General features: G+C 55.1%; 15 protein-coding genes. 13 read left to right on the top strand and 2 right to left on the bottom strand.

The window, feature by feature from the left end; genetic code table 11:
- Nucleotides 1–715 precede the first annotated feature (715 nt).
- A complete protein-coding gene (rluC, locus tag ACMYSP_RS03020; RefSeq protein ID WP_434585487.1) occupies nucleotides 716–1669 on the top strand; it encodes a 23S rRNA pseudouridine(955/2504/2580) synthase RluC in 954 nt (317 codons plus the stop codon).
- A 34-nt stretch (nucleotides 1670–1703) separates the two neighbouring features.
- Here the strand turns inward: rluC and ACMYSP_RS03015 are convergent, their stop codons facing one another.
- Together ACMYSP_RS03015 and ACMYSP_RS03010 are read right to left on the bottom strand one after the other, a co-directional pair.
- Nucleotides 1704–2906, bottom strand: a complete 1203-nt coding sequence (locus ACMYSP_RS03015; protein WP_434585486.1) for an MFS transporter — start codon at nucleotides 2904–2906, stop codon at nucleotides 1704–1706.
- Nucleotides 2907–3073: 167 nt separating this feature from the next.
- Nucleotides 3074–3658 (bottom strand): Maf family protein, encoded by a 585-nt coding sequence (locus tag ACMYSP_RS03010; RefSeq protein WP_123753815.1) that lies wholly within the window; start codon nucleotides 3656–3658, stop codon nucleotides 3074–3076.
- 141 nt (nucleotides 3659–3799) lie between these two features.
- On the opposite strand from ACMYSP_RS03010, the gene yceD reads away from it, so the two are divergent.
- The 12 genes from yceD to holB all read left to right on the top strand — a co-directional run bounded on the left by yceD (nucleotide 3800) and on the right by holB (nucleotide 13822).
- On the top strand, nucleotides 3800–4321 hold the full coding sequence (gene yceD, locus ACMYSP_RS03005; protein WP_123753816.1) for a 23S rRNA accumulation protein YceD: 522 nt from the start codon (nucleotides 3800–3802) through the stop codon (nucleotides 4319–4321).
- A gap of 16 nt (nucleotides 4322–4337) precedes the next feature.
- Nucleotides 4338–4511 (top strand): 50S ribosomal protein L32, encoded by a 174-nt coding sequence (gene rpmF / locus ACMYSP_RS03000; protein WP_000290724.1) that lies wholly within the window; start codon nucleotides 4338–4340, stop codon nucleotides 4509–4511.
- Between the two features lie 142 nt (nucleotides 4512–4653).
- Complete coding sequence (gene plsX, locus ACMYSP_RS02995; protein WP_434585484.1) at nucleotides 4654–5751, top strand: phosphate acyltransferase PlsX; 1098 nt, start codon at nucleotides 4654–4656, stop codon at nucleotides 5749–5751.
- A 54-nt stretch (nucleotides 5752–5805) separates the two neighbouring features.
- Nucleotides 5806–6759: a beta-ketoacyl-ACP synthase III gene (locus tag ACMYSP_RS02990; protein ID WP_123753818.1), complete on the top strand. Its 954-nt coding sequence runs from the start codon at nucleotides 5806–5808 to the stop codon at nucleotides 6757–6759.
- A gap of 15 nt (nucleotides 6760–6774) precedes the next feature.
- Nucleotides 6775–7704: an ACP S-malonyltransferase gene (gene fabD / locus ACMYSP_RS02985; RefSeq protein WP_434585482.1), complete on the top strand. Its 930-nt coding sequence runs from the start codon at nucleotides 6775–6777 to the stop codon at nucleotides 7702–7704.
- Nucleotides 7705–7716: 12 nt separating this feature from the next.
- A complete protein-coding gene (gene fabG, locus ACMYSP_RS02980) occupies nucleotides 7717–8451 on the top strand; it encodes a 3-oxoacyl-ACP reductase FabG (RefSeq protein WP_434585481.1) in 735 nt (244 codons plus the stop codon).
- Between the two features lie 210 nt (nucleotides 8452–8661).
- On the top strand, nucleotides 8662–8898 hold the full coding sequence (acpP, locus tag ACMYSP_RS02975) for an acyl carrier protein (RefSeq protein WP_000103754.1): 237 nt from the start codon (nucleotides 8662–8664) through the stop codon (nucleotides 8896–8898).
- Between the two features lie 86 nt (nucleotides 8899–8984).
- A complete protein-coding gene (gene fabF / locus ACMYSP_RS02970; RefSeq protein ID WP_434585473.1) occupies nucleotides 8985–10226 on the top strand; it encodes a beta-ketoacyl-ACP synthase II in 1242 nt (413 codons plus the stop codon).
- Nucleotides 10227–10355: 129 nt separating this feature from the next.
- Nucleotides 10356–11165 carry an aminodeoxychorismate lyase gene (gene pabC / locus ACMYSP_RS02965; RefSeq protein ID WP_434585472.1) on the top strand — a complete coding sequence of 270 codons (810 nt, stop codon included), beginning with the start codon at nucleotides 10356–10358 and terminating at the stop codon, nucleotides 11163–11165.
- A 2-nt stretch (nucleotides 11166–11167) separates the two neighbouring features.
- The gene (gene yceG / locus ACMYSP_RS02960; RefSeq protein WP_434585471.1) at nucleotides 11168–12190 is read left to right on the top strand and encodes a cell division protein YceG; all 1023 of its coding nucleotides are present in this window, start codon (nucleotides 11168–11170) and stop codon (nucleotides 12188–12190) included.
- On the top strand, nucleotides 12180–12821 hold the full coding sequence (tmk, locus tag ACMYSP_RS02955; protein WP_434585470.1) for a dTMP kinase: 642 nt from the start codon (nucleotides 12180–12182) through the stop codon (nucleotides 12819–12821). Before yceG ends, tmk begins: the two co-directional genes overlap by 11 nt.
- Entirely contained in the window at nucleotides 12818–13822 is a 1005-nt protein-coding gene (holB, locus tag ACMYSP_RS02950) for a DNA polymerase III subunit delta' (protein ID WP_434585469.1), read from the top strand. The genes tmk and holB overlap by 4 nt, the downstream gene beginning before the upstream one ends.
- Nucleotides 13823–13827 lie beyond the last annotated feature (5 nt).

The following is a 13827-nucleotide window of genomic DNA, read 5'->3' as shown; positions in this document are numbered from 1 at the left end:
GTTGTCGCGCGCTTAAGAGGCGCAGAGTGTCGGTCGCCTGTATTTCAAACGGAAACACAGCGCAATTAGCAGGGGAACAGCCTGGGATGTATCACCAGAGAAGATTCCATTTATACACGTCATTTTTCAGGTTGCTTCTGCGTCGGCTATGCTCGTTCACCCCTGTTACTAACGATGTCAGTTTCGGGGTTTCTCTTCTTTCGCCGCCTTGACGCATCCTGAGTCACGTTGCGTATATCTCGTCGTCTTTCACGTTGCAGAGGTAATGGCTTAACCCGCTCTCCTCAATCAGTGGACTGAGAAGCGCACCCGGGAATACCCGGAGTCGACGCCTTCCTGCGACGTGAAATCCATAGAGGCCTGTACCGGTAAGGACTGCAACCCGCAGCCCGCTAACTGTCTGAAAGATCAATACGTCTTACGCCATTGCTGCGTGGATGATCGGTCAGACAAAATTGGTCATTCCGCTAATTTCTTGTTCTAACAAGATTCAACACGGAAAACGGCATCATTATTCCATTGCTAAGCTTGTTATAGCAAGTTGACTTTTACCTTTTATCACCCGGTTACTCACAGTTTTTTCACCAGCTCATTGAGATTGTTCTAATAACAAACAAAACGACGATGAAGCATCCACTCAAAACCGGATAATGATAAATATAAGCATATAAAAATGAGTGGCGCTAATGCGTCGGGCTATTTAGAATCGCGCACCATGAAAACTGAGACTCCAAGCGTAAAAATGATTGCTATTACCGCCGATGAAGCGGGGCAACGTATCGATAACTTTTTGCGTACGCAGCTGAAGGGCGTACCGAAGAGCATGATTTATCGCATCTTGCGTAAAGGCGAGGTGCGGGTGAATAAAAAACGCGTTAAGCCGGAATACAAACTGGAAGCGGGCGACGAGGTTCGGGTCCCACCGGTTCGGGTAGCCGAACGTGAAGACGAGGCAATCTCTCCGCATCTGCAGAAGGTCGCCGCGCTGGCGGACGTGATTCTGTATGAAGATGACCATATTCTGGTGCTCAATAAGCCCTCCGGAACCGCGGTACACGGCGGCAGCGGTCTGAGCTTCGGCGTGATTGAAGGCCTGCGCGCCTTGCGCCCGGAAGCGCGCTTCCTTGAGCTGGTGCATCGCCTTGACCGCGATACGTCCGGCGTGCTGCTGGTGGCGAAGAAGCGTTCTGCGCTGCGTTCGCTGCATGAACAGCTGCGTGAAAAAGGCATGCAAAAAGATTACCTGGCGCTGGTGCGCGGGGAGTGGCAGTCGCACACTAAAGTCGTGCAGGCACCGCTGCTGAAAAATATCCTGCAAAGCGGCGAGCGTATTGTCCGCGTCAGCCAGGAAGGTAAACCGTCTGAGACCCGTTTTAAGGTCGAAGAGCGCTATGCCCATGCGACGCTGGTACGCTGTAGCCCGGTGACCGGGCGTACGCACCAGATCCGTGTGCATACGCAGTACGCCGGCCATCCTATTGCCTTTGACGATCGCTATGGTGACCGTGAGTTCGATAAGCAACTGGCGGGTACTGGCCTCAATCGCCTGTTCCTGCACGCCGCCGCGCTGAAGTTTACTCATCCGGGAACGGGTGAGGAAATGCGTGTCGAAGCCCCGCTTGATAGCCAGCTTAAGCGCTGTCTGCAGGTGCTGCGTAAAACCAAGTAATACTCCCGGCGGGCCGTCGGTCCGCCGCTGTAAGCTATTGCGTCGTTTCGTTAAGACTAACGGCGACGCTTTTCTCTTTTATCGGTAAATTCACCAACGCCGCCAGCAGGGCGAGGGCGATATCCGCATACCACACCCAATCCAGATTACCGTTGTGCTCCATCGCCAGTCCGCCAAGCCAGGCACCGAAGAAGGCGCCAATCTGATGGCTGAACAAGGTGAAACCAAATAAGGTCGCCAGATAGCGGGTGCCGAATAGTTTCCCGATGATCCCGGCGGTCGGTGGCACGGTGGCAAGCCAGGTAAAGCCGATTGCCGCGGCAAAAATATAGAAGTCGAGTACGCTTTTGTCGGAGACCAGGAACAGGCCAATCAGCACCGCACGCGAGGCATACAGCACGGCGAGGATATATTTCATCGGAAAATGCTTGCCGAGATAGCCCGCGAAGATACTGCCGGCAATATTACATAGGCCAATCAGCGACAGGCTGACCGCCGAGACCGCGGCTTCGTGTCCACACAGCGTGACTTCACCCGGGAGATGGGTGGTCAAAAAGGCAACATGGAAGCCGCAGGTGAGAAATCCAGTATGTAACAGCAGGTAGCTACGATTGCGAAACGCCGCATGGATCTGCTGCTTCAGCCCTTGTTCAGGCGCGCAGGCGTGTGAAGTATCGGCTTTTTTCACGCTATCCCGGCACAGCAGCCACGAGGGGAACAGCGTCGCCAGCGCCGCAATCGCCAGAAAGATCAGCCCGGAAGCCATGCCACGCAGGCTGACGATCAGCTGCACCAGCGGCGCAAAAATAAATTGCCCCATTGAACCGCCGGCGTTAATCAGCCCGCTGGCCATCGACCCTTTGTCGGTAGGTAAACGCCCGGCGACGATACCAATCAGGACGGAAAAGCTGCCCGCGGCCGCACCTGCCGGGCTGAGCAGCCCCTGGGCCAGGGTTAATGAGGAGAAGGAGGTCGCCCACAGCGTCGCCAGTTGCCCGAGGGCTATCAACAGGGCGCCGATCACCAGCACGCCTAACGCGCCGCGCTTGTCGGCCCAGGCGCCAAACAGCGGCTGAAATGCTCCCCACATCAGTTGACCAATCGCCAGCGCCATACTGATTTCGGCAATATTCATGGTGGTTTCGCCCATCAGCGGATGGACAAACAGGCCGACGGTCTGACGGATGCCCATAGTGATGAGTAATATCAGGCTGGCGAGCGCAATAGGCAGCCACATCCTGGCGGCGGCAGGTTTTGCTGAAGGTGAGTCCACGATGAGTTTTGGTCGGCAAAGGGGGAATATACTGAGAGTACTGGCAGCGCGCTGAAAAAGCTATGACGAAAAAGTGATGACCCACTGCAGGGCCAGAGCGAAGACTCCGGCCCGATAAAAGAGAAGGGGATTTAGCTTAACAGCGGGTTACAGCCTTCCCGACGCAGCATCTGGCACAGTGCAATCAGCGGCAGGCCCACCAGAGTATTGGGATCGCGTCCTTCGAGGCGTTCAAACAACGTAATGCCGAGCCCTTCACTTTTAAAGCTCCCGGCACAGTGCAGCGGGTTCTCTTTGCGGACGTAATGGTCGATCTCCTGATCGCTTAAGTGGCGAAAATGGACATCAAATGGTTCACACTCGGTCTGTAAATGACCGTTCGCTGAATTATAGAGCGCCAGCCCGGTATAGAAGGTAACAATAGTCCCGCTTGCGGCACGCAGCTGGCGTCTGGCATTCTCCTCGGTGTGGGGTTTGCCGGTGATTTCACCGTCCAGGACGCAGACCTGGTCAGAACCGATAATTAAGTGATTCGGGTAACGTGCAGCCAGAGCCTGGGCTTTCGCCTGCGCCAGGCGGACCACCAACTGGCGAGCAGGCTCGCCGGGATGTGGGGTTTCATCGACATCAGGCGCGGCGCAGTCAAACGGCATCGCCAGCTTTTCCATCAGCATGCGTCGCCAGGGCGATGTCGACGCCAGGATAATCTCAGACATATTTTTTCATCCACATATAGCGCTTCGAAGAGCATCATTTTAAACTATGGGCCGCAATGTGTGCGAATAAATGGCGAAAGGCAACCTGAGGCTGCCTTTTTCTTTGACTCTATGACATTACAAAGTTAATATGCGCGCCCTATGCAAAAGGTAAAATTACCCCTGACTCTTGATCCGGTCCGCACGGCTCAAAAACGCCTCGATTACGAAGGTATTTATGCCCGTGATCAGGTTGAACGTGTAGCCGATTCTGTAGTCAGCGTGGACAGCGATGTGGAATGCAGCATGTCGTTCGCTATTGATAATCAGCGCCTTGCCGTTATTACCGGTGATGCAAAGGTATCAGTAACCCTCGAATGTCAGCGTTGCGGGAAACCGTTCCCCCGTCATGTCCACATAACGTATTGTTTCAGCCCGATCAAAAATGATGAGCAGGCTGAGGCACTCCCGGAAGCGTATGAGCCGATTGAGGTTAACGAATTCGGTGAAATCGACCTGCAAGCGATGGTCGAGGATGAAATCATTCTCTCCTTGCCTGTAGTTCCGGTGCATGATTCTGAACACTGTGAAGTGTCCGACGCGGACATGGTGTTTGGTGAACTGCCTGAAGAGGCACAAAAACCAAATCCATTTGCCGTATTAGCCAGCTTAAAGCATAAGTAATTGAGGAGTAAGGTCCATGGCCGTACAACAGAATAAACCAACCCGTTCCAAACGTGGCATGCGTCGTTCCCATGACGCTCTGACCGCAGTCACCAGCCTGTCTGTAGACAAAACTTCTGGTGAGAAACACCTGCGTCACCACATCACTGCCGACGGTTTCTACCGCGGTCGCAAGGTCATCGCTAAGTAATCACGCACTACTCCCAGGATTTTCGTGACAAGAAAGCGCAAGCGACTTGTTGCGTAAAAGACAAAGAGTAAAAGCGTGATGAAGCTTAGCGAGGATATCCCCAGGCAACTGGGGAATAACCGAAGCGGGCAGCGACGATACCTTGACACGTCTAACCCTGGCGTTAGATGTCATGGGGGGCGATTTTGGCCCCACCGTGACAGTGCCTGCAGCACTGCAGGCACTGAACTCTAATTCGCAACTCACACTTCTTTTAGTCGGCGATCCCGACACCATCACGCCATTACTTGCCAAAGCTGATTTCGAACAACGTTCGCGTCTGCAGGTCATCCCTGCGCAGTCAGTTATTGCTAGTGATGCGCGGCCCGCACAAGCGATCCGCAGCAGTCGCGGAAGCTCAATGCGCGTGGCGCTGGAGTTAGTAAAAGAAGGCCGGGCGCAAGCCTGTGTCAGCGCCGGGAATACCGGTGCGCTGATGGGGTTGGCAAAATTATTACTCAAGCCCATTGAGGGGATTGAGCGTCCGGCGCTGGTGACGGTCCTGCCGCATCAGCAGAAGGGCAAAACGGTGGTGCTGGATTTAGGCGCTAACGTCGATTGTGATAGCACGATGCTGGTGCAGTTTGCGGTGATGGGAGCGGTGCTGGCAGAAGAAGTGGTCGGTATTGAAAATCCTCGCGTCGCGCTGCTGAATATCGGCGAAGAGGAGATGAAAGGACTCAGCAGCATCCGCGATGCTGCTGCAGTGTTGAAAACGCTGCCGTCACTTAACTATATCGGCTATCTTGAAGCTAACGAATTATTGACGGGCAAAACCGATGTACTGGTTTGTGATGGATTCACGGGCAACGTCACATTAAAAACTATGGAAGGTGTTGTCAGAATGTTCCTTTCGCTGCTGAAATCGCAGGGTGAGGGCAAAAAACGGTCGTGGTGGCTGCTGTTATTGAAGCGTTGGTTACAAAAAAGCCTGGCCAGGCGATTCAGTCACCTCAACCCCGACCAGTATAATGGCGCCTGTCTGTTAGGATTGCGCGGTTCCGTGATTAAGAGTCATGGTGCTGCCAATCAGCGCGCCTTCAGCGTGGCGATAGAGCAGGCAGTGCAGGCGGTGCAGCGGCAGATTCCTCAGCGGATTGCCGCTCGCCTGGAATCTTTATACCCAGCTGGTTTTGAACTGCCCACGGGCGACAGCAACGGCAACTCCCGACAGCAAAGCGGGACGAACCCGCAAGACTGACGCACCAGCGGTTCGAACAAGGCGGGTATATTACCCTAGAGTGACTGAGCGTACATGTATACGAAGATTATTGGTACCGGCAGCTATCTGCCCGAGCAAGTGCGTACTAACGCCGACCTGGAGAAAATGGTAGATACGTCTGACGAGTGGATTGTCACCCGTACGGGTATCCGTGAACGTCGTATTGCTGCACCGAATGAAACCGTTGCTACGCTGGGTTTTGAAGCGGCAAAAAATGCGCTGGAAATGGCGGGCGTTTCGCCGGAGCAAATTGGTCTGATCATTGTTGCGACCACCTCCGGGACTCATGCGTTTCCAAGTTCAGCCTGTCAGATTCAGTCTATGCTGGGTATTAATGGTTGCCCGGCCTTTGACGTTGCGGCGGCCTGCGCAGGGTTCACCTATGCGCTGAGCATTGCCGATCAATACGTCAAAAACGGTTCAGTAGATTACGCGCTGGTGATTGGCGCTGACGTATTGGCACGCACCTGCGATCCGACCGATCGCGGGACGATCATCATTTTTGGTGATGGTGCGGGGGCCGTGGTGCTGGGCGCTTCTGAAGAGCCGGGCATTATCTCTACCCATCTGCATGCAGATGGTCGTTACGGCCAGCTGTTGACGCTGCCAAACGCCGATCGCGTGGATCCGGAAAACCCGATCTATCTGACGATGGCTGGCAACGAAGTATTTAAAGTGGCAGTGACCGAGCTGGCGCGCATTGTTGATGAGACGCTGGCAGCGAACAATCTCGAACGCTCCGCGCTGGACTGGCTGGTGCCGCATCAGGCGAACCTGCGCATCATCAGCGCGACGGCGAAAAAACTGGGAATGTCGATCGATAATGTGGTTGTGACGCTTGACCGTCATGGCAACACTTCTGCGGCTTCCGTTCCTTGTGCGCTGGATGAAGCGGTACGCGATGGCCGCATTCAACGTGGTCAGCTGATTCTGCTGGAAGCCTTTGGTGGCGGTTTCACCTGGGGTTCCGCGCTGGTTCGTTTTTAGTATAAGGATTTAGACATGACGCAATTTGCTTTTGTGTTCCCGGGACAGGGTTCTCAGACCGTCGGTATGTTGTCTGACATGGCAGCAACCTTTCCGGTTATCGAAGAGACATTTCGCGAAGCCTCTGCGGCGTTGGGTTACGACCTGTGGGCGCTTGTTCAGCAGGGCCCGGCAGAAGAACTGAACAAAACCTGGCAGACTCAGCCGGCACTGTTGACCGCATCCGTAGCGCTGTATCGCGCCTGGCAGCAGCAGGGCGGCAAAGCCCCGGCACTGCTGGCTGGCCACAGCCTTGGTGAATACTCCGCGCTGGTATGCGCCGGGGTGATTGATTTCGCTGATGCCGTGCGTCTGGTGGAGTTGCGCGGTAAGTTCATGCAGGAAGCCGTTCCGGAAGGCACTGGTGCGATGTCCGCCATTATCGGCCTTGACGATGCATCCATTGCGAAAGCCTGTGAAGAGTCTGCTGAAGGGCAGGTGGTTTCTCCTGTAAACTTCAACTCTCCTGGTCAGGTGGTCATTGCCGGCAACAAAGAAGCCGTTGAGCGTGCTGGTGCCGCCTGTAAAGCCGCGGGTGCTAAACGTGCGCTGCCGCTGCCGGTGAGCGTGCCGTCCCACTGCGCACTGATGAAACCTGCAGCAGAGAAACTGGCGGTTGAACTGCAGAAAATCACGTTCAACGCACCGGTCATTTCCGTCGTGAACAACGTTGATGTGAAATGCGAAACGGCACCTGATGCGATTCGCGATGCCTTGATTCGCCAGCTGTACAGCCCGGTTCAGTGGACCAAAACCGTTGAGTTTATGGCATCCCAGGGCGTAGAGCATCTGTATGAAGTGGGTCCGGGTAAAGTCCTCACCGGCCTGACTAAACGTATTGTTGACACCCTGACCGCTTCCGCGCTTAACGAGCCTGCAGCGATGTCTGCGGCGCTTGAGCAATAAAAGAGGAATACCATGAGTTTTGAAGGAAAAGTCGCGCTGGTTACCGGTGCAAGTCGCGGTATTGGCCGTGCAATCGCAGAGACTCTCGTCGCCCGTGGCGCGAAAGTGATTGGTACTGCCACTAGCGAGAGCGGTGCGCAGGCGATCAGCGATTATTTAGGTGCTAATGGTAAAGGTCTGCTGTTGAATGTGACCGAGCCAGCATCTATCGAATCTGTTCTGGGAAATATTCGCGCAGAGTTTGGTGAAGTTGATATCCTGGTTAACAATGCCGGTATTACTCGTGATAACCTGTTAATGCGGATGAAAGATGACGAGTGGAACGATATTATCGAAACCAATCTGTCATCAGTTTTCCGTCTGTCAAAAGCAGTAATGCGCGCTATGATGAAAAAGCGTCACGGCCGCATTATTACTATCGGTTCTGTGGTCGGTACCATGGGAAATGCTGGTCAGGCCAACTACGCTGCGGCGAAAGCGGGTCTGATTGGTTTTAGTAAATCGCTGGCACGTGAAGTCGCGTCCCGCGGTATTACGGTTAACGTTGTTGCTCCGGGCTTTATTGAAACGGACATGACGCGTGCGCTGTCTGATGATCAGCGTGCGGGTATTCTGGCGCAAGTTCCGGCGGGTCGCCTCGGCGATGCAAAAGAAATCGCCAGTGCGGTTGCATTCTTAGCTTCTGACGAAGCAGGTTACATCTCTGGTGAAACCCTGCACGTCAACGGCGGAATGTACATGGTCTGACCGAGATTTGCACAAAACGTTCAGGAACCGCGCAGTCTGTGCGATCCCTCATACGGTTTTGTGCAAAATGATTTGCGTTCTGAGGGCAAACGGCCTCAAAATAGCGTAAAATCGTGGTAAGACCTGCCGGGATTTAGTTGCAAATTTTTCAACATTTTATACACTACGAAAACCATCGCGAAAGCGAGTTTTGATAGGAAATTTAAGAGTATGAGCACTATCGAAGAACGCGTTAAGAAAATTATCGGCGAACAGCTGGGCGTTAAGCAGGAAGAAGTTACCAACAATGCTTCCTTCGTTGAAGACCTGGGCGCTGATTCTCTTGACACCGTTGAGCTGGTAATGGCTCTGGAAGAAGAGTTTGATACTGAGATTCCGGACGAAGAAGCTGAGAAAATCACCACTGTTCAGGCTGCCATTGATTACATCAACGGTCACCAGGCGTAAGTGAACATCTCCAGGCGGTCATTCGACCGCCTGAGTTTTATCTTTTTGTCCCACAAGAATCTATTTTCCCTCCCTGGAGGACAACCGTGTCTAAGCGTCGTGTAGTTGTGACCGGACTGGGCATGTTGTCTCCTGTCGGCAATACCGTAGAGTCTACCTGGAAAGCTCTCCTTGCCGGTCAGAGTGGCATCAGCCTGATCGACCATTTCGATACTAGCGCCTATGCAACAAAATTTGCTGGCTTAGTAAAGGATTTTAACTGTGATGACATTATCTCGCGCAAAGAACAGCGCAAGATGGATGCCTTCATTCAATATGGAATTGTCGCTGGCGTTCAGGCCATGCAGGATTCTGGTCTTGAAGTAACGGAAGAGAACGCAACCCGCATCGGTGCCGCTATCGGTTCCGGTATTGGCGGCCTCGGCCTGATCGAAGAAAACCATAGTTCTTTAACGAACGGTGGTCCTCGTAAGATTAGCCCGTTCTTTGTACCGTCTACAATTGTTAACATGGTGGCCGGGCATCTGACCATCATGTTTGGTCTGCGTGGACCAAGTATCTCTATCGCGACCGCTTGTACTTCAGGCGTGCACAACATTGGTCAGGCCGCGCGTATCATTGCGTATGGCGATGCTGACGCAATGGTGGCTGGCGGTGCTGAAAAAGCCAGTACCCCGCTTGGCGTGGGTGGCTTTGGTGCTGCGCGTGCGCTCTCTACCCACAACGAAAACCCACAGGCTGCAAGCCGTCCGTGGGACAAAGATCGCGACGGTTTTGTACTGGGCGATGGCGCGGGTATGGTGGTGCTGGAAGAGTACGAGCACGCGAAAAAACGCGGCGCGAAAATCTACGCAGAAATCGTCGGTTTTGGCATGAGCAGCGATGCTTACCATATGACCTCTCCGCCGGAGAACGGCGCGGGCGCCGCGCTGGCGATGGTTAATGCTATCCGCGATGCCGGGATTGAAGCGGGTCAAATCGCTTACGTCAATGCGCACGGTACCTCCACGCCGGCTGGCGATAAAGCAGAAGCGCAGGCCGTTAAGTCGGTCTTTGGCGATGCGGCGAGCCGTGTGATGGTCAGCTCAACCAAATCAATGACCGGGCACCTGCTGGGCGCCGCCGGGGCAGTAGAATCTATCTACTCCATTCTGGCGCTGCGCGATGGCGCGGTTCCTCCGACCATCAACCTGGATAATCCGGATGAGGGTTGTGACCTGGACTTCGTCCCGCACGAAGCGCGTCAGGTTGCCGGTATGGAATACACCCTGTGTAACTCCTTTGGTTTTGGTGGCACTAACGGATCGCTGATCTTTAAAAAGGTCTAAGCGTCTCGTTTACCCCGCTGACATCTCTCAGGCCTGCATTTATGCAGGCCTTCTTTTTTCTTCAGCTTTCTCTGCTTGTCCCACGACATTCATCCTGAGACACTGACAGGCCATCGAAAAGGAGCCGCTATGTTCTTGATTAATGGCATTGAACAGGACACCCTGGCCGCCAGCGACCGGGGCGTACAGTTTGGCGACGGGTGCTTTACCACCGCGCGCATTGTTGACGGTCAGGTGCACATGCTGCCGGCTCACCTGCGACGCTTACAGCAGGCCTGCGAAAAACTGCTAATTCCCTACACGCAATGGCAAACGCTGGAAGCTGAAATGCAGCGCCTTTCTCTTGCGCAGCAAAGTGGCGTGCTGAAAGTCATTCTGACCCGTGGTGCAGGCGGCCGCGGCTATAGCGGCACGTTATGCCAGGCACCGACGCGTATTCTGAGCGTTTCGCCTTACCCGGCACACTATACCCGCTGGCAAGAGACGGGCGTCGCCCTGGCACTTAGCCCGATTCGTCTCGGGCGTAATCCTGCGCTGGCCGGGCTTAAGCATCTGAACCGACTGGAGCAGGTGCTGATCCGTTCTCATCTTGAGCAGACGGAAGCCGATGAAGCGCTGGTTCTTGACAGCGATGGGTGGCTTACGGAATGCTGTGCCGCGAATCTGTTCTGGCGTAAAGGGACGACGGTTTTTACTCCGCGCCTCGATCAGGCGGGGGTCAACGGCATTATGCGCCAGCACTGTATTGCACAGCTGGCACAATCTCCGTTTGGCGTTGTCGAAGTCACAGCGGCTCCCGATGCGTTGCAGGAGGCTGACGAAGTGCTGATTTGTAATGCGCTGATGCCGCTGGTACCGGTTCGCCGCTGGGACCAGACATGCTGGTCCTCGCGAGAGCTTTATCATTTTTTAGCCCCACTGTGTGAGCTGTCTGGTTAGTCATGAAGAAAATGTTACGTTTTATCCTGCTGTTATTGGTGGTGCTGGGCATTGCTGCCGGCGCGGGCATCTGGAAAGTTCGCCAGCTTGCCGATAGCAAACTGCTGATTAAAGAAGAGACCATCTTCACCCTGGAGGCTGGCACCGGCCGCATGGCGTTGGGCGAGCAGCTCTATGGCGACAAGCTAATCAACCGACCACGCGTGTTCCAGTGGTTGCTGCGCCTGGAGCCTGAATTATCCCATTTTAAAGCCGGTACCTACCGCCTCACGCCGTCCATGACGGTGCGTGAGATGCTGCAATTGTTGGGTAGCGGCAAAGAGGCGCAGTTCCCGCTGCGTTTCGTGGAGGGGATGCGGGTCAGCGATTATCTGCGCCAGCTTCGCGATGCGCCTTATGTCAAACATACGCTTGCCGACGACAGCTACGAGACGGTCGCCAAGGCCCTGGATCTTGAACATGCTGACTGGGTTGAAGGTTGGTTCTGGCCGGATACCTGGATGTATACCGCCAATACCAGCGATGTGGCGATCCTCAAGCGTGCGCATCAGAAAATGGTCACTCAGGTCAACAAGGCCTGGGAAGGGCGGATGGATAACCTGCCGTACAAAGACCAGAATCAGCTGCTGACCATGGCATCCATCATTGAGAAAGAGACGGCGGTTGCGGAAGAGCGCGACCGCGTGGCGTCGGTATTTATTAACCGTCTGCGAATTGGCATGCGGTTGCAGACTGACCCGACGGTGATCTACGGGATGGGTGAGAGCTATAATGGCAAGCTCAGTCGCAAAGATCTCGAGACGCCGACGGCTTACAATACCTATGTGATCGCCGGTATGCCGCCGGGGCCTATCGCCGCACCGGGAGAGGCATCGCTGAACGCGGCGGCCCACCCGGCGAAGTCGCCGTATCTCTATTTTGTTGCCGACGGCAAGGGCGGGCATACGTTTAATACTAATCTGGCCAGCCACAACCGCTCGGTTCAGGATTATCTGAAAGTACTTAAGGAAAAAAATGCGCAGTAATTACATTGTCATCGAGGGCCTGGAAGGCGCGGGAAAGACCACGGCACGTAATCTGGTCGTAGAGGCGCTGCAACAATCGGGCATCAGCGATCTGGTGTTTACCCGGGAACCGGGCGGGACCATTCTCGCTGAAAAACTGCGCAGCCTGGTACTGGATATCCAGTCCACCGGCGATGAAGTCATTAATGACAAAGCCGAAGTGCTGATGTTTTATGCCGCCCGCGTTCAGCTGGTGGAAACGGTGATTAAGCCAGCGCTGGCCAACGGACAGTGGGTAATCGGCGACCGTCACGATCTGTCGACCCAGGCCTATCAGGGCGGGGGGCGTGGTATTGACCAGACCATGCTCGCTACCCTGCGTGATGCCGTACTGGGTGATTTCCGTCCGAACCTGACGGTGTACCTGGATGTGACGCCAGAAGTCGGGCTGAAACGCGCGCGTGCCCGCGGCGATCTCGACCGTATCGAGCAGGAGTCGCTGGATTTCTTCAATCGTACCCGGGCTCGTTATCTGGAGCTGGCGGCGCAGGACCCGACGATCCGCACCATTGACGCCACTCAGCCGCTGGACGCTGTCGCCCGTGATATCCATGCGCTCATCAGCCAGTGGGTTGCGGAGCAACGCGCATGAAATGGTACCCGTGGTTACGCCCGTCATTTGAGCAATTAGTCGCCAGCTATCAGGCTGGACGGGGTCACCATGCGTTACTGCTTCAGGCACTGCCTGGCATGGGAGGCGATGCGCTGATCTACGCGCTATGTCGTTATCTGATGTGCCGGCAGCCTGAAGGGAACAAAAGCTGCGGACATTGCCATAGCTGCCAGCTGATGCAGGCTGGCACGCACCCCGACTACTACACCCTGGCGCCGGAAAAGGGCAAAAGCGCCCTTGGAATTGACGCCGTACGTGACGTCAACGAAAAGCTGTATGAGCGTTCACGTCTCGGCGGCGCCAAGGTGGTGTGGATCGCTGATGCCGCGCAGTTAACCGATGCCGCGGCTAATGCGTTGTTAAAAACCCTGGAAGAGCCGCCGGAGAATACCTGGTTTTTCCTGGTCAGCCAGGAGCCCGCGCGTTTGCTGGCCACGCTGCGTAGCCGCTGTCGTCTGTATCACCTGATGCCGCCGACGGAATCCTATGGGCTGGCGTGGCTGGAACGTGAGGTGGCATTGCCGCAGGAGGCGTTGCTTTCAGCGCTGCGACTGAGCGCCAACGCTCCCGCCGCTGCGCTGGATCTGCTGCAGGAGAGTCATTGGTCCGCCCGCCAACAGCTGATCGCGGCACTGGAAAATGTCACAACCAGCGGCGACTGGTTGTCGCTGCTGTCTATTCTGAATCATGAACAGGCTGCAGTTCGTCTGCACTGGCTGGCATCGCTGCTGCTGGATGCACAAAAACGGCAACAGGGCATTGCCCAGGTGAGCAACCCTGATGCCTGGGCGCTGGTCAACCAACTGGCTCAGACTTTGCCTGCTGCCCGGTTACAGGCCATTGCGCGCGATGTCAGTACCTGCCGCGATCGGCTGCTGAACGTTGTCGGCGTCAACCGCGAACTGCTGCTAACCGAGCGCCTTCTGCGCTGGGAACATTACCTGCAACCCGGGACGGTACTGCCCGTATCCCACCTCTGAGCGAG

This window comes from Klebsiella sp. R390 (genome assembly GCF_051131745.1).
In the GTDB taxonomy this organism is placed as follows: Bacteria; Pseudomonadota; Gammaproteobacteria; order Enterobacterales; family Enterobacteriaceae; genus Klebsiella.
The sequence above is the reverse complement of the archived record's forward strand: the minus strand, read 5'-3'. Positions and strand labels throughout refer to the sequence as shown.

What these genes read in the sequence shown, in the direction of transcription:
- rluC (WP_434585487.1), top strand. Translation starts at nt 716, where the DNA reads ATGAAAACTGAGACTCCAAGCGTAAAAATGATTGCTATTACCGCCGAT.
- ACMYSP_RS03015 (WP_434585486.1), bottom strand. Translation starts at nt 2,906, where the DNA reads ATGTGGCTGCCTATTGCGCTCGCCAGCCTGATATTACTCATCACTATG.
- ACMYSP_RS03010 (WP_123753815.1), bottom strand. Translation starts at nt 3,658, where the DNA reads ATGTCTGAGATTATCCTGGCGTCGACATCGCCCTGGCGACGCATGCTG.
- yceD (WP_123753816.1), top strand. Translation starts at nt 3,800, where the DNA reads ATGCAAAAGGTAAAATTACCCCTGACTCTTGATCCGGTCCGCACGGCT.
- rpmF (WP_000290724.1), top strand. Translation starts at nt 4,338, where the DNA reads ATGGCCGTACAACAGAATAAACCAACCCGTTCCAAACGTGGCATGCGT.
- ACMYSP_RS02990 (WP_123753818.1), top strand. Translation starts at nt 5,806, where the DNA reads ATGTATACGAAGATTATTGGTACCGGCAGCTATCTGCCCGAGCAAGTG.
- fabD (WP_434585482.1), top strand. Translation starts at nt 6,775, where the DNA reads ATGACGCAATTTGCTTTTGTGTTCCCGGGACAGGGTTCTCAGACCGTC.
- fabG (WP_434585481.1), top strand. Translation starts at nt 7,717, where the DNA reads ATGAGTTTTGAAGGAAAAGTCGCGCTGGTTACCGGTGCAAGTCGCGGT.
- acpP (WP_000103754.1), top strand. Translation starts at nt 8,662, where the DNA reads ATGAGCACTATCGAAGAACGCGTTAAGAAAATTATCGGCGAACAGCTG.
- pabC (WP_434585472.1), top strand. Translation starts at nt 10,356, where the DNA reads ATGTTCTTGATTAATGGCATTGAACAGGACACCCTGGCCGCCAGCGAC.
- yceG (WP_434585471.1), top strand. Translation starts at nt 11,168, where the DNA reads ATGAAGAAAATGTTACGTTTTATCCTGCTGTTATTGGTGGTGCTGGGC.
- tmk (WP_434585470.1), top strand. Translation starts at nt 12,180, where the DNA reads ATGCGCAGTAATTACATTGTCATCGAGGGCCTGGAAGGCGCGGGAAAG.
- holB (WP_434585469.1), top strand. Translation starts at nt 12,818, where the DNA reads ATGAAATGGTACCCGTGGTTACGCCCGTCATTTGAGCAATTAGTCGCC.